Origin of the sequence: Mycobacterium sp. ITM-2016-00317 (assembly GCF_002968295.1) — a bacterium.
In the GTDB taxonomy this organism is placed as follows: Bacteria; Actinomycetota; Actinomycetes; order Mycobacteriales; family Mycobacteriaceae; genus Mycobacterium.
Genome location: NZ_CP134399.1, coordinates 4,343,191 through 4,357,492, shown reverse-complemented (window position 1 = coordinate 4,357,492; position 14,302 = coordinate 4,343,191). Strand labels below are relative to the sequence as shown.

Annotated in this window: 12 protein-coding genes and 1 pseudogene; 7 read left to right on the top strand and 6 right to left on the bottom strand. The window is 71.6% G+C overall.

The annotated features are described in order from the left end of the window. Nucleotides 1-1,620, top strand: coding sequence for a glycosyltransferase (locus C6A87_RS20730; protein ID WP_311113979.1), 1,620 nt, complete (start codon nt 1-3; stop codon nt 1,618-1,620). 11 nt (nt 1,621-1,631) lie between these two features. Here C6A87_RS20730 and C6A87_RS20725 read toward each other — a convergent pair whose 3' ends face one another. Together C6A87_RS20725 and C6A87_RS20720 are read right to left on the bottom strand one after the other, a co-directional pair. Next, nucleotides 1,632-2,132, bottom strand: coding sequence for a hypothetical protein (locus C6A87_RS20725; protein WP_311113978.1), 501 nt, complete (start codon nt 2,130-2,132; stop codon nt 1,632-1,634). A 147-nt stretch (nt 2,133-2,279) separates the two neighbouring features. Further along, nucleotides 2,280-2,816, bottom strand: coding sequence for an NUDIX hydrolase (locus tag C6A87_RS20720; RefSeq protein WP_311113977.1), 537 nt, complete (start codon nt 2,814-2,816; stop codon nt 2,280-2,282). Nucleotides 2,817-2,858: 42 nt separating this feature from the next. Here C6A87_RS20720 and C6A87_RS20715 point away from each other — a divergent pair, with 42 nt between their 5' ends. From C6A87_RS20715 to C6A87_RS20705, 3 genes are read left to right on the top strand one after another with little or no spacing between them, the layout of a single operon-like run. Then, nucleotides 2,859-4,277: an acyl-CoA synthetase gene (locus C6A87_RS20715; RefSeq protein ID WP_311113976.1), complete on the top strand. Its 1,419-nt coding sequence runs from the start codon at nt 2,859-2,861 to the stop codon at nt 4,275-4,277. Beyond that, nucleotides 4,268-4,618 (top strand): VOC family protein, encoded by a 351-nt coding sequence (locus tag C6A87_RS20710; RefSeq protein WP_311113975.1) that lies wholly within the window; start codon nt 4,268-4,270, stop codon nt 4,616-4,618. The genes C6A87_RS20715 and C6A87_RS20710 overlap by 10 nt, the downstream gene beginning before the upstream one ends. After that, nucleotides 4,615-5,238 (top strand): M15 family metallopeptidase, encoded by a 624-nt coding sequence (locus tag C6A87_RS20705; RefSeq protein WP_311113974.1) that lies wholly within the window; start codon nt 4,615-4,617, stop codon nt 5,236-5,238. The genes C6A87_RS20710 and C6A87_RS20705 overlap by 4 nt, the downstream gene beginning before the upstream one ends. A gap of 3 nt (nt 5,239-5,241) precedes the next feature. Here C6A87_RS20705 and C6A87_RS20700 read toward each other — a convergent pair. Next, a pseudogene (locus C6A87_RS20700) lies at nt 5,242-6,418 on the bottom strand (MFS transporter). A 54-nt stretch (nt 6,419-6,472) separates the two neighbouring features. Here C6A87_RS20700 and C6A87_RS20695 point away from each other — a divergent pair. After that, entirely contained in the window at nt 6,473-7,663 is a 1,191-nt protein-coding gene (locus tag C6A87_RS20695; protein WP_311113973.1) for an ROK family transcriptional regulator, read from the top strand. Nucleotides 7,664-7,674: 11 nt separating this feature from the next. Here C6A87_RS20695 and dapD read toward each other — a convergent pair whose 3' ends face one another. Beyond that, nucleotides 7,675-8,631, bottom strand: a complete 957-nt coding sequence (gene dapD / locus C6A87_RS20690; protein ID WP_311113972.1) for a 2,3,4,5-tetrahydropyridine-2,6-dicarboxylate N-succinyltransferase — start codon at nt 8,629-8,631, stop codon at nt 7,675-7,677. Between the two features lie 79 nt (nt 8,632-8,710). Here dapD and dapE point away from each other — a divergent pair, with 79 nt between their 5' ends. Next, nucleotides 8,711-9,775, top strand: a complete 1,065-nt coding sequence (dapE, locus tag C6A87_RS20685) for a succinyl-diaminopimelate desuccinylase (protein WP_311113971.1) — start codon at nt 8,711-8,713, stop codon at nt 9,773-9,775. Between the two features lie 109 nt (nt 9,776-9,884). Beyond that, the gene (locus C6A87_RS20680) at nt 9,885-11,492 is read left to right on the top strand and encodes an ABC-F family ATP-binding cassette domain-containing protein (protein ID WP_311113970.1); all 1,608 of its coding nucleotides are present in this window, start codon (nt 9,885-9,887) and stop codon (nt 11,490-11,492) included. On the opposite strand, the gene C6A87_RS20675 is transcribed toward C6A87_RS20680, so the two are convergent. Both C6A87_RS20675 and C6A87_RS20670 read right to left on the bottom strand, forming a co-directional pair. Further along, the gene (locus tag C6A87_RS20675; RefSeq protein WP_311113969.1) at nt 11,489-12,256 is read right to left on the bottom strand and encodes a type VII secretion target; all 768 of its coding nucleotides are present in this window, start codon (nt 12,254-12,256) and stop codon (nt 11,489-11,491) included. The two genes, C6A87_RS20680 and C6A87_RS20675, sit on opposite strands and share 4 nt — an antisense overlap. Nucleotides 12,257-12,330: 74 nt before the next feature. Beyond that, the gene (locus C6A87_RS20670) at nt 12,331-14,274 is read right to left on the bottom strand and encodes an ATP-binding protein (protein ID WP_311118021.1); all 1,944 of its coding nucleotides are present in this window, start codon (nt 14,272-14,274) and stop codon (nt 12,331-12,333) included. Nucleotides 14,275-14,302: the final 28 nt, after the last annotated feature.

The window sequence follows — 14,302 nt, the reverse complement described above, 5'->3', positions numbered from 1 at the left end:
ATGGCGAAAACCTCTCGGCGCGAGCCTGTTCGGCATACCGCGGCAACCGTCGTCAACACCGGGCAGGTCACGCTGTTCGCCCTGTCGGCCGTGCTGCTGATCGTGGGGCTGGTGACTGTTCCGCTGATCGTCGCCCAGGTGACGGTCGCCGTGGTGCTGTCGTTCTTCGCAGTGTTCGTCGGGTTGATGAAGATGGGCCTGTGGCATGCGTCCACCCGGCACACGTATCTGGACTACGACATTCCGTCCGTCGACGACCCCACGCTGCCCCACTACCTGGTGCTGGTGCCGATGTTCCGCGAACCCGACATGATCGCTCCGATGATGAGCGGCATGGCCGGCCTGGAATACCCGAAGGACCGGCTGCGGGTGAAGCTGCTGGTCGAGTCGCGCGATCGCGACCCGAGCACGCGGGCCGCCATCGACGCGGTCGACGTTCCGTCGTTCGTGGACATCGTCGAGGTGCCCGACGTCAAGCCCTACGGCAAGCAGCGGGCGCTCAATTACGGTGCGCACGTTGCACTGGAGGAGTCGCGCGCGATGTCCAGGCGGGACCGGGCGGCACGGCTGTGCGTCGTCTACGACGCCGAGGACCGGCCTGAACCCGATCAGCTGCGCAAGGCGGTCGGGATGTTCCGCGGCTACGACCGCGTCGACTCGACGGTGGTGTGTCTGCAGGCGCAGCTGGCGTTCTCCAACCAGACCAGCACCTGGGTGTCGCGACTCATGTGGGCGGAGTACCTGATTCACTTCACCTGGGTGTTGCCCGGGATGGCGAAGCTGGGCCTCATCCCGCCGCTGGGCGGGACGTCGAACCACTTCCGCCTCGAGATGCTCACCCGGGTCAGCATCGAAGAGGCCGATCTGCCGCCCGGTGTCGAATGGGTCGGCATCTGGGACATGTTCAACGTCACCGAGGATGCCGATCTGGCCGGCGCGCTGGCACTGCACGGATTCAAGATCGCGATGCTCGACAGCGTCACCCAGGAGATCGCCACCACCAAGGTCTCGACTCTGATCGGGCAGAAGTCGCGGTGGCTCAAGGGATACATCCAGACCGGACTGATCTTCACCCGCAATCCCATTCGCACGATGCAGCACATGGGCTTCGTGCGCTGGATGGTGTACGTGCTGTTCCTGATCGGTACGCCGCTGTCGATCGGACTGGCCGCGTTCTCGTGGGCGTTGACCTACCTGTACTTCGCGACGCGGTCGCCCGTGATCGAGGCCCTGTTTCCCAGTCTGCTGCTCTACCTCGGCGTGCTGCTGCTGGTGTTCGGCAACCTCGTGCTCTTCCTGCAGCACGTCGCGATCGCCACCAAGCACGAGGGCTATTCCACGGTGAAGTACATGGTGGTGGTGCTCGCCGGGATCTGGCCGATGCTGGCCGTGCTGTCCCTGGTCAAGGCGTGCTACGAGTTGGCCAACCCACGGATGCGGCATTTCTGGGACAAGACCGAACACGGCCACGACCTGCACACGCTGGATCAGGCGGTCGGCAGTCTGCGCAGCGTCTCCCCGGGCGTCGGCGAACCGGCCGCCCGCGCCGCGGAGCACCCGGACGTCGTCGCCGTGCCGATCTCCGCAGAGGAGCAGGTCGGGCAGGACCGCACGGCGTGAACCGGCGGCGGCTACGCCGGGTACGCGGCTACCGGCATGATCACGGTGCCCTTGCAGAGGCCTTCGAGGATCTCGGTGCGCCAGGTGCCGAACATCGACCCGTCGGCGGTCGGGGCGTAGAACACCAGCGAACGGGCCGCGGCGTACTCGCGCGGGACGTCGGCGCCGCGGAAGCACTCCCACTGCCAGTTGTAGTTGAACACCCACTGCCTGCCGTCCCAGGTGTAGCGCGCAGGCTGCGGAATCGTCGGGTTCGACGGCGCCGGGCCGTCGGACGCGGTGGCCACGCAGGTGCCCACGCAGGACGTGCTGAAGGTGTACTGGCCGCTGAAGTCGGGTTCGGGCTGGCGGGCGGCGACACTCGTGCCGAGTTTGTCCGACGCGAAGGTCACCACGGTGTAGCGGCCGCTCCAGTCGGGCGTCGCCGCCAGCGCGGTGCCCTCGGCGCCCACGCACGCGGCCGCGACCAAGGTCGCGGACGCAAGCGCACTGCGCACACGTCGCACCGGCATGGTTTCCTCGCAGTTCCTCGGTCTGGCACAGCAAACTTAATTGCCCCATCCGTCAAGGTGCCGGACCGACACGGTCGGTTCGGGCACGGTTGCGTCACGGGTTGATATCGGCCTGGACCGGCGAATGACGTTCGTGGCGAACGCAGCTCACCGTCCACTGAGCAACATCAGGGTCCACGCGGCCAAGGTCTGCGCGTCGGTGATGGTGCCGTCGCGCATCATCTGCTCGAGTTCGTCGCGGCCGAACCAGCTACTGCGCATGTCCTGCTCCTCGGGCTCGCGCTCGTGCGGACCCTCGGTGATGCCGGTGGCCAGGTACACCCGGCCGCGCTGACTGCTCATCCCGGGCGCGACGTCGAGCAGCCCGATCTCGGTCATCGTCGCCGCGATCAGGCCCGTCTCCTCGCGCAACTCCCGCGCGGCGAGTTCGGCGCCGTCGAGTTCGGCCAGGCCGGGCGCGGTGCCCTGCGGGAACTCCCACCGGCGCAACCCGATCGGATACCGGAACTGCTCGACGAGGTGGAAACGGTCCCCGTCGCGCGGGATCACCAGCGCGTAGGTCGGCTTGTCCACCACCGCATACACGCCCGCGCTGCCGTCGTCCCTGCGGATGCGGTCCTCGCGGATCGTCAGCCAGTTGTTGCGGTACACCTCGCGCGTCCCCACGCACCGGATGGAATCCACCGCACCAGTATGACCAGGGGTCGGGGAGTAGCCTCAGTTCCTGTGTTGCTGGCGTCCTTGAACCCCGCCGCCGTGGCCGCGGGCGCAGATCTCGGCGATGCGGTGCGCATCGACGGGGTGTCGTTGAGCCGGAGTGATCTCGTCGGGGCGGCGACGTCGGTGGCCGAACGCGTGGCCGGCGCATCCCGCGTCGCCGTGCTGGCCACGCCGAGCGCGGCGACCGTGCTCGCGGTCACCGGCTGCCTGATCGCCGGGGTCCCCGTCGTCCCGGTGCCCGCCGACGTCGGCGCCGCCGAGCGGCGGCACATCCTTTCCGACTCGGGCGCGCAGGCCTGGCTCGGCGATCTGCCGGAGGAGACCGAAGGGCTGCCGCACATCCCGGTGCGCATGCACGCCAGGTCCTGGCACCGCTACGCCGAGCCGCCGCCGGAGGCCCCCGCGCTGATCATCTACACCTCGGGGACCACCGGGCTGCCCAAGGGCGTGGTGGTGAGCCGACGGGCCGTCGCCGCCGACATCGACATGCTCGCGAAGGCCTGGGAGTGGACCCCGCACGACACCCTGGTGCACGGACTCCCGCTGTATCACGTGCACGGTCTCGTGCTGGGCCTGCTGGGTTCACTGCGGATCGGAAACCGGTTCGTGCACACCGGGAAACCCACGCCGCAGGCCTACGCGCACGCGGTGGCCGAACTCGGCGGCACCCTGCTGTTCGGGGTTCCGACGGTGTGGTCCCGGATCGTGGAGGACGGCGCGGCCGCCCGCGCGCTCGCACCGGCGCGGCTGCTGGTCTCCGGCAGTGCGGCGCTGCCGGTTCCGGTGTTCGACGGGCTCGAGGAGCTCAGCGGGCACCGGGCCATCGAGCGCTACGGCAGCACCGAGACCCTGATCACGCTCAGCACACTGGTCGGCGGGGAACGCAGGCCCGGCTGGGTCGGCCTGCCGCTGCAGGGGGTGTCGACCCGGCTGGTCGCCGACGACGGCGCGGAGCTGCCCCACGACGGCGAGGCGATCGGGCAACTGCACGTGCAGAGTCCGACGCTGTTCGACGGTTACCTCAACCGCGCCGACGCCACCGCCGAGGTGCTCGGCGACGACGGCTGGTACCGCACCGGTGACGTGGCGGTGATCGACGCAGGCGGCATGCACCGCATCGTCGGCCGCGAGTCGGTCGACCTGATCAAGAGCGGCGGCTTCCGGATCGGCGCCGGGGAGATCGAGACGGTGCTGCTGGAGCATCCCGGCGTGCGGGAGGCAGCGGTGATCGGTGCGCCCGACCCCGATCTCGGCCAGCGCATCGTGGCGTTCGTCGTCGGCGACGCCCAGCCCGACGAGTTGATCGAGTATGTGGCACAGCAGCTTTCCGTGCACAAGCGGCCACGCGAGGTTCGGGTGGTGGACAGCCTGCCGCGCAACGCGATGGGCAAGGTGTTGAAGAAGGAACTGGCGCAATGGGTCTGAGATTCAGCGACATCTGCATCGACGCCAACGACGTCCGGGCCCTGGCGCACTGGTGGTCGCAGGCGCTGGGCTGGGCGGCCGAGGACGCGAGCGATGGCGACGTCGCACTGCGCGCTCCCGGCGGCGTCGGACCGGACTGGCTGTTCCTGGCGGTGCCCGAGGGCAAGGCCGTGAAGAACCGCATCCATTTCGACTTCACCCCCGACGATCAGGACGCCGAGGTCGAGCGGCTGATCGGGTTGGGCGCCCGCCGAATCGACATCGGTCAGGGCGAGCAGAGTTGGGTGGTGCTGGCCGACCCGGAGGGCAACGAGTTCTGCGTCCTGGCGGCCGAGGGGTGAACCGGCCCGCGGCACGGTGTGCGCTCGCCGGGATCGCCGGCGTGCTCGCCGCCGCGTTGCTGCCCGCCTGCGGCCACCCGCCGGAGGTGATGCTGGTGCAGACCAGCATCGTGGCGCCCCCTCCTGTACCGCCACAGCTGCCACCGCCCGCCGACCCGCTGTCGATCGGCCCGGCAGCCGTCGACACCACGGGTGGTTGGCTTCCCGACGGCACCATGCTGTCGCCGTTCGACACCGCCAACCCCATTCTGTCGCAACTGGATCCGGTGTTACTCGCCGCGGTGCAGAACGCCGCCCGGGCCGCCGAGGCGGACGGGGTGCCACTGAGGGTGAACTCGGGCTGGCGGTCGCGGGGCTTCCAGCAGCGGTTGTTCGACGAAGCGGTGCGCAACTACGGCAGCGTGCCGCAGGCCGCCGAGTTCGTGGCCACACCGGATGTGTCCGAGCACGTCCGGGGCCGCGCGGTCGACATCGGGCCGCCCGAGGCCGATCACTGGCTGATCGCCAACGGCGCGAGGTTCGGCCTGTGCCAGATCTACGCCAACGAGATCTGGCATTTCGAGCTCGCGGCCGACCCGCAGGGCAGGTGTCCGCCGCTCAAGCCCAACGCGGCCGGCTGAGCATCAGGGCTCAGACGGGAAAGCTCTGCGGGTCAGCAGCGCGACCGCCAGCCCGGCGCCGACGAGCACGGCGCCCGCCCACGGCAGCGCGGTAAGTCCCGCGGTTCCCAGCAGGCCCGCCCCGATTGCCGAGCCGCCCGCGATGCCGGTGTTGGCCGTCGCGTTGATCCAGGCGCCCGCGCGTTCGGGCGACATCGCGCCCGCGCGCACCGCGCAGGACTGGTAGATCGACGGCACACCACCGAACGCGGTGCACCACACCGCGACCACCGCCAGCACCGCCCACAGCCCGGCCGACGGCAGGGAGAGGCCGGCCACGGCGAGCATGGTCGTCCCGAGCAGCACCGCGGTCGTCCGCCGCGGATTGCGGTCCAGACCGCGGCCGGCGTACCACAGGCCGAGGAGGCCGCAGGCCCCGCAGACCAGCAGGATCGGGCCGATCAGCGCCGGCCGGGCGCCGTGGGTGAGCAGCATGACGCTGACGAACGTGTACACGGTGAACTGGCCGAGGAACACCAGCATGTTCGACACCGCCACCGCGGCAAGACGTTCCCGGCCGTCGTCCGCCGTGCGGTCCCGCTGGGCGGTCCGGTCGTGGCCGACCGGCGGCAGCACCTTGGCCAGCAATGCCAGCGTCGCCACCGAGAGCACCGTCAATGCGACGAACGACATCCGCCAGCCGGCAGCGGTCCCGAGCGAGGTCAGCAACGGCACCCCGAGCACCAGACCCACTGAGGCGCCGCTTCCCGCCAGTGCGAGCGCGCGACCGACCAGCGCCTGCGGCACCAACCGCGGGGCATAACCGATCACCAGCGAGAAGAACAGCGCGTGGGTGATCCCGCCAAGCGTGCGTCCCGCCGCGACCAGCGCGAACACCGGCGCCACCGCGACCACCGCGTTGCTCACCGCATAACCGGCGACCGTGGCCATCAGCAGCGGCTTGCGGGCGAACCTGGTGGTGAGCACGGTCAGTGGCACGGCCAGCGCGGCCACCATCACCGCGTACAGGCCGACCAGCAGGCCGCGCGGCGTCGGAGATCCGGAAGGCAGCGCCGATCTGGGGCAGCAGGCCGACCGGCAGCATCTCGGTGGACACCGCCAGGCACGACGCCGCCGCGAGGCAGAGCAGCGCGGGCAGATTCGCGCGCAGGCCTCGGTCCGGCGGCGAGGTGACGGTCATAGCTCGCGAATATACTCGGTCAACGAGTTTAATCAAGTGACATACTGCTCGGCGATGTCTGACGACCAGCGACGTGCCGTGCACCCGCGGTGGCTCGGGGCCGCCGAACTGCTCAGTGTGGTGCGCGCAGAACCTGGCATCACCCGCGCCGCCGCCGCCCAGCGCCTGGGCATCGGCACCGGTCAGGCAGCGGACATGGTCGCACGGCTCAAGCAGATGCGGCTGCTCGACGAGACGCCTGCGCCCGCGCAGGGGCGGGGACGGCCGACCACGGTGCTGGGCCCCCACCCGGACGGGCCGCTGGTGCTGGCGGGTGAGGTGCGCGTGGCCGACTGGCGGCTCGCAGTGGCCGCCGTCGACGGTCAGCCGCACGTCGTGGCCGGCGGCGCCTATGCCGACACCGAACTCGACGAGGCCCTTCACCGGCTGGCCGAGGCCATCGGCGCCGCCTACCGCCGCGACCCCGCCCGGGTGCGGGCACTGGCGGTCTCGTTCGCGGGCACGGTCAGCGACGCCAAACTGGTGCAGTTCACGTCGCGGCGGCGGCGCGACGTCGACCTGTCGATACTGACCGCCCGGCTCCCGCCGGACGCGGACGTCAGCGTGCTCATCGGCAACGACGCCACCTGGGCGGGGCTGGCCGAGGCCCGCACCGGTGCCGCGCGTGACGCGGACACGTCGCTGCACCTGATCGTCGCGCAGGGCGTCGGCGGCACCCTGGTCGTCAACGGCGAACCGCTGTGCGGCACCCACGGGGCGGCGGGCGAGTACGGCCACATCCCGTTCGGCGACCCGGCGCTGTCGTGCCCGTGCGGCGCGCGCGGATGCTGGGACCTGACCGTCGACGGCCGGGCGCTGGCCCGCCTGCGCGGAGACGCGCCGCCCGAGGATCCGGTCGGGTACGCGCACCGGGTGCTCGACGGGCCCCGCGACGCTGCGACGCGACAGGCGCTGGCCACCGTGGCGGCGTCGCTGGGCCGAGGCATCGGCGCGCTGGTGAACCTCCACGATCCAGAGGTGGTCACGCTGGGCGGGGTCGGCGCGGGATTACGCGCGGCCGCGCCCGAGGCGTTCGAGGCCGCCTACCGCGACGCGCTGATGACCTATCGCCGCGACTCCCCGCCGCCGGTGCGGGACGCCGAGCACGGGGAACACGCCACCCTGCACGGCGCGGTGATCATGGCCATGAACCACGTGACCAGCCCGGCGGGTCTGGCGGATTGGGCTGAGCGCCTGCGGGTGTGAGCGCCGCCGGGTCAGTTGGCGTGCAGGGCCTCGTTGAGCGTGATGCCGGTGCCGTCGCGCCTGACCACCTCGACCGCCCCGGTCACCGAGTTGCGGCGGAACAGCAGGTTGTCGGCGCCCGAGAGTTCGCGCGCCTTGACGGTCGTGGTCGTCTCGCCCTTGTCGAGGAGGGTGACCTTGGTGCCCGCGGTGACGTACAGGCCGGCCTCGACCACGCAGTCGTCGCCCAGCGAGATGCCCAGACCGGCGTTGGCGCCCAGCAGGCAGCGCTTGCCGACCGAGATCACCTGTGTGCCGCCGCCGGACAGAGTGCCCATGATCGATGCGCCGCCGCCGATGTCGGAGCCGTCGTCGACCACCACGCCCGCCGAGATCCTGCCCTCGACCATCGAACTGCCCAGCGTGCCCGCGTTGAAGTTGACGAATCCCTCGTGCATCACGGTGGTGCCCGGGGCCAGGTGCGCACCGAGGCGCACCCGGTCGGCGTCGGCGATCCGGACGCCGGACGGCAGCACGTAATCCACCATCCGCGGGAACTTGTCCACCCCGTACACCGCGACCTGCCCGCGCCGGCGCAGCCGGGCCCGCACGGTCTCGAAGCCGTCGACCGAGCACGGGCCGTAGTTGGTCCACACGACGTTGGTGAGCACCCCGAACAGCCCGTCGAGGCTGAGGCCGTGCGGGGCGACGAGGCGGTGCGACAGCAGGTGCAGCCGCAGGTAGGCGTCATAGGCGTCGGCGGGCTTGTCGTCCAGCGACGCGATGACCGTGCGCACCACCACCACGTCGACGTCGCGGTCCTCGTCGCGGCCCGCCAGCGCGGCCAGCTCCTCGGGCACCTGGGCCACCGAGAGCCGCTCGGTGCCCGAAGCGCCCGCCTCGGTCAGCTCGGGGGCGGGGAACCACGTGTCGAGAATCGATCCGTCCGCCGCGATCGTCGCCACGCCGATGCCTGATGCTCCTGTCACGGTGCATCAGGTTACCGGTGTGCCCGGCCCCGCCCGACGGGGTCCCGACCAGGCCGCCCGAGCGGCTAACGTGACAGTTGTGCTGGACCTTCACGGTGATCCGATCGCGTTGACCGCCGCCCTGGTGGACATCCCCAGCGAGTCGCGTCACGAGACCCGCATCGCCGACGAGGTCGAGGCCGCGCTGCGCGAACAGACCACCGGCTTCGAGGTCGTCCGCAACGGCGACGCGGTGCTGGCCCGCACCGACTTCGGCAGGCCGTCGCGGGTGCTGCTGGCCGGGCACATCGACACCGTGCCCGCTGCGGACAATCTGCCGAGCCGGCTGGCCGACGGCATCCTGCACGGCTGTGGCACCTCGGACATGAAGGCCGGCGACGCGGTGTTCCTGCACCTGGCAGCCACCCTGACCGCCCCCGCCCACGACATCACGCTGGTGATGTACGACTGCGAGGAGATCGAGGCGTCGGCCAACGGGCTCGGCCGCATCGAACGGGAACTTCCCGAATGGCTCGCCGCCGACGTCGCGATCCTCGGCGAACCGTCGGGCGGCTTCATCGAGGCCGGGTGCCAGGGCACCCTCCGGGTGACCGTCAGCGCGACCGGCACCCGCGCGCATTCGGCCCGATCGTGGCTGGGCGACAACGCGATTCACAAACTCGGTGATGTGCTGGCCCGGCTGAACGGCTACCGGGCGCGCAGTGTCGACATCGACGGCTGCGGCTACCGGGAGGGGCTGTCGGCGGTGCGCATCGACGGCGGCGTCGCCGGCAACGTCATCCCGGACGCGGCGACCGTCACGGTCAACTTCCGGTTCGCCCCCGACCGCAGCGTCGAACAGGCCTACGCCCATGTGCAGGAGGTGTTCGACGGGCTCGACGTGGCGATCGAACTCACCGACGCCGCCGCGGGGGCATTGCCCGGGTTGACCCGACCGGCCGCTGCCGCGCTGGTCGAGGCTGCGGGCGGTCAGGTACGGGCCAAATACGGCTGGACCGACGTGTCCCGGTTCGCCGCGCTGGGCATCCCCGCCGTCAACTACGGCCCGGGCGACCCGAACCTGGCCCACCGCGTCGACGAACACGTCGAGGTCGCGCAGATCACCGCGGTGACCGAGACGCTGCGGCGCTATTTAACCGGTTGACGGCACCGGTAGCGTCGAACACGTGCTGGGAGAAGACATCACCGGGTAGTACCCGGACGGGTCCCGATTTTTCCTGACGGCGTCACGCCTCGACGAAAGCTCTCCCGACATGTCTTCTGTCGTGTGTACCCATCTGTCCTTCTCCTGGCCCGACGACACCGCGGTGTTCACCGACCTGTCGTTCACCGCCGACGCGGGCCGCGCCGGCCTGGTCGCCGCCAACGGCGCGGGCAAGAGCACGCTGTTGCGGCTGATCGCCGGTGAACTCCGTCCCACCGCAGGCGCGGTGACCGTGGACGGCGTCGTCGGCTATCTGCCGCAGACGCTGCCGCTTCTCGACGACCGCAGTGTCGCCGAGCTGCTGGGTGTCGCCGCGACGATCGACGCGCTCGACGCGCTCGCGGCCGGCGACGCAGGGGACGTGGTGTTCGCCGCGATCGGCGACGACTGGGACGTCGAGGAACGCACCCGCGCGCAGCTGGACCGCCTCGGCCTCGGGCACCTCGACCTGCACCGGTCGCTGCGCTCGCTGTCCGGCGGCGAGGTCGTCAGTCTCGGCCTGGCCCGGGAGTTGTTGCGCCGTCCCGACGTGCTGCTGCTGGACGAACCCACCAACAACCTCGACGGCGATGCCCGCCACCGGCTCTACGACGCGCTCGACGACTTCACCGGATGCCTGCTGGTGGTCAGCCACGACCGGGTGCTGCTGGACCGGATGGACCGCATCGCCGAGCTGTACCGCGGCGAGGCGAAGTGGTTCGGCGACAACTTCACCGCCTACTCACAGGCGGTCACGGACGCCCAACAGGCGGCGCAGGACGCGGTCCGCAGCGCCGAGCAAGCCGTCAAACGCGAGAAGCGCCAACGCCAGCAGGCCCGGGAACGGGCCGACCGGCGGGCCGGCGCCGCCGCGCGCACCCTCAAGGACGCGGGCCTGCCGAAGATCGTCGCCGGGGCGCGCAAGCGGCGCGCGCAGGAGACCGCAGGCCGCTCCGACGACGTGCACGCGAGAAGGATCGACGACGCCAGGAACCGGCTCGACGATGCCGAGAGCGCGCTGCGCGACGACGACGCGCTGACCCTTGAACTGCCCGAGACCCAGCTGCCTACCGGTCGAATGGTTCTGCAGTGCGCAGGAATACGGTTCACCCGAAACGGCCGGGACGTGCTGGCCGGGGTGGATCTGACGGTGCGCGGTCCGGAACGCATCGCGCTGACCGGTCCCAACGGCGCCGGTAAGACGACCCTGCTCAGGATCCTGCTCGGCGAGATCGAACCGGATGCGGGCACGGTCGGGGTCGCCGCCGGACGCGTCGCGTACCTGTCCCAGCGACTGGATCTGCTGGACCAGGACCGTTCGGTCGCCGAGAACCTCGCCGCGTCCGCGCCCAGCCTCACGGTCACCCGGCGGCGTCATCTGTTGGCGCAGTTCCTGTTTCGCGGAGACGACGTCGACCTGCCGGTGCGAGTGCTCTCCGGCGGGGAACGGCTGCGGGCCACGCTGGCGTGCGTGCTGTTCGGCGAGCCCGCACCGGAGTTGTTGCTGCTCGACGAGCCGACCAACAACCTCGACCTGGTCAGCGTCGGACAGCTGGAGAGCGCGTTGACGGCTTACCGGGGCGCGTTCGTCGTCGTCAGCCACGACGAGCCGTTCCTCGACGCGATCGGCGTGGATCGCGTTCTGCGCCTCGCGGACGGCAGGCTCTCGCGGGCCTAACCGACGGCCGGCCGGGTGGGCGCCGGGCGCGGGGCTGTCGGCGGTGGCGTCGGATCAGTACCCGGCGGTCCGCCGTCCCCGGTGTGTGGCCCGGCACCGTCTGTGGGTGACTCGTCGTCCGGATCCCGCTCCTCGTCGCGGTCGGGATGGGCGGCGTCGGGATGGGCGGCGTCGAGTTCGGCGTCGGGATCGGCGTCGTTGGGGATCTCGGAAACCTCGGAAACATCGGGGATTTCGGGGTCTTCGGAGCGATCGGCGCCCTGACCCGCCTGCGCCAGGCCCTGGGCGAGTAGCTGCGGCAGTTGGGCGAGCGGCTGGGCCAGCGCGGCGAACGGCGTCACCAGCTGCTGACCCAGCTGGCCGAGCTGGCTCAGCTGACCGAGCGCGTCGGCCGCGACGGGCGGCGTCGCGGTCGCCGAAGTGCCTGCCACGCCATCGGATTCGGACCGCGCCAGGTGGTCGGCGGCGATCCGGATAGCCTCCGCGCCGCGGTCGTCGCCGCGCTCGTAGGCCAGCGCCGCCTGCCGCAGCAGCTCGGAGATCGTGTCCCCGGCACCGCGTGTGGTGGCCATGGTGTCCGACCTTGCGCCCAGCGCACCGGTCAGCGCCGCGTCGACGGCCGCGGCGATGGTGCCGTGCGACTGTGCGACCGCGCCCGCACCCGGTGCGGCGGCCGCCAGGGCACCCAGCTCGCCGGCGACCCGTTGATGAACTTCGCCGAGGGACCGCACGGCGCCGGGGTCCACCGACAGCGGTTGGGTCATCGCGCACCTCCCGATCACTCGGATCTGAGTTTAGGGCCGTGCGCCGGGGTGCCTCGACGGCAAAATCGTTGCGGTCAGGCCGGGCCGGTGGCCTCGGCCAGCGCGGCGCGGCCGAACGCGCAGTCGACGTCACCGCACAGGCGCGACAACGTCGCCGCGGCACGCGGGTCGCCCAACCGCAGCGCGTCCACCGCGGCGCGCAGCGCGACCGCCCCCTGCCCGCCGCGTTCGGCTGCCCTGACGGCATCCCGGGCAGCGGCGACGGCGCCGTGCGTGTCCCGCCGGGCCGCCGCGGTCCACGCCCGCGCCAGGGCGAGCTCCGGGGCGAACAGCATCGACTTCAGGCCGTGCCGGGATTCGGCGCGGGCCAACGCTTTCGCGGCCTCTGTCGGCTGCCCCGACCGGCCGAGCGCCTGCGCCAACAGCATCCACGCCAGTGGACCCCACGAATACCCGGTGGGCGCCAGCGTCGCGGCGGCTTCGCGAAGCACCGACACCGCACGGGTCAGCTCGCCGCGGGCGATCAGCACGTCGGCGATCACCACCTCACCGATCGCGCGGGCCGGCTGCCTTCGCCGCGCCAGATCGGTGATCCGCTCGGCCAGTTCGAGAGCGCGGTCGGGCCGGCCGGTCATCAGCAGCGCGGTCGTCTGGCCCAGCCCGCTGGTGAACCGCAGCAGACCCGGCTGCCCGGCGGCCAGCGCCCGCTCGGCGAGGGCGTCGACGTCGGCGAACCGGCCCATCCGCGCCTTGCTCAGGGCCGCCGCCGAGGCCGCCCAGCCGACCGCCGTCTCGTCGGCTGCCGGCGAGGAGAGCACTTCCTCGGTGAGTTCGCTTGCCAGGCGCAGATTTCCGGCGTTCATGGTGAACGTGGCCGACAATGCGTCGAGGGTGACACGGGCGGCAGGGGATGTCACCCTGCCGCGGGTGGTCCGCAGGAACGCGGTGGCGCGCTCCGGCTCGGACAGCATCCAGAACTGGTTGGCCGCGGTCGGCAGTGCCCACGCCATCAGCTCGTCCTCGCTGAGCCCGGCCGGGTCGATCTCGGCGAGCACCGCGTCGGCCTCCCGGCCGCGGCCCTGCCAGGCCAGCGCATACCCGACGGTCAGGCGGGCGCCGAGGTCCGGCGCCTTGCCCAGCGCCGCGCGGCCCAGCCGTTCGCTGAGCTCCAGGTCGCCCAGCCGCAACGCATCGCGCGCGGCGGCACACATGTCCGGGTGCGGGAGCGGGCGGTCGCTGCCCAGCGCCAGCGCCGCCAGCCGCAGCCGGCCGACCACCCCGACGCAGCCCGTGGAGACCTGCGCGACCATCGCGGTGCGCAGCCGGCGCAGTTCGGGGCCGCCGAGCGCGTCGCGGACCGCGTCCAGCAACATCGGGTGGGCCGGGCGCAGTTCGTCGTCCTCGGCCACCACTGCCCCGCAGCGCACCGCCTCGTCAACGGTGTCGAAGTCGGTCAGCGCCTCGGCGTCGGCGCGGCTCAACGGATCCGATACGGCCAGGAACTGCAGGATGCGGCGTGCGCCTGCCGGTTGTGCGTCGACGAACTCCTCGATGCGCGTCATCAGCCGGCCGTCGTCGTGGCCGGGGGGTTCCAGCTCCACCCGGCTGAGCAGACCGTCGCGCCACAGGGCCGCGATCTCGACAGGTACCGCGGCGGCTCCGACAGTGGCGGTCAGCAGCAGCCGCACCGACCGGTTCACCGCCAGCTGGTGCAGCAGGGCCGCCGACAGCGGATCCAGCAGATGCGCGTCGTCGACGACGAGCAGCCTGCCGTCTCCGAGGGCCTCGGCGGCCGCGCGCAGCACGGAGGTGGTGGTACCGGTCTCCGGCACGTCGAACAGCCGCTCGAATGCGGCCAGCGGGATCGCCTGGCGCGACACGGTCGCCCGCACCACGTCCACGCGCGGAAACTCGGCGGCCAGCCGGTCCGCGGCCGCGCGCACCACCGTGGTCTTGCCGACTCCCTCGGGCCCGATCAGCACCGCGCCCGCCCGTCCCCGCACACCGGCCTCGAGCATCTCCAGGGCGGGTTCGGCCGGCGCGGTC

Excerpts from the sequence above, each read along its gene's own strand:
- C6A87_RS20675 (WP_311113969.1), bottom strand. The coding sequence starts at position 12,256 with ATGACCCAACCGCTGTCGGTGGACCCCGGCGCCGTGCGGTCCCTCGGC.
- C6A87_RS20725 (WP_311113978.1), bottom strand. The coding sequence starts at position 2,132 with ATGCCGGTGCGACGTGTGCGCAGTGCGCTTGCGTCCGCGACCTTGGTC.
- C6A87_RS20680 (WP_311113970.1), top strand. The coding sequence starts at position 9,885 with ATGTCTTCTGTCGTGTGTACCCATCTGTCCTTCTCCTGGCCCGACGAC.
- C6A87_RS20670 (WP_311118021.1), bottom strand. The coding sequence starts at position 14,274 with ATGCTCGAGGCCGGTGTGCGGGGACGGGCGGGCGCGGTGCTGATCGGG.
- C6A87_RS20710 (WP_311113975.1), top strand. The coding sequence starts at position 4,268 with ATGGGTCTGAGATTCAGCGACATCTGCATCGACGCCAACGACGTCCGG.
- C6A87_RS20730 (WP_311113979.1), top strand. The coding sequence starts at position 1 with ATGGCGAAAACCTCTCGGCGCGAGCCTGTTCGGCATACCGCGGCAACC.
- C6A87_RS20695 (WP_311113973.1), top strand. The coding sequence starts at position 6,473 with ATGTCTGACGACCAGCGACGTGCCGTGCACCCGCGGTGGCTCGGGGCC.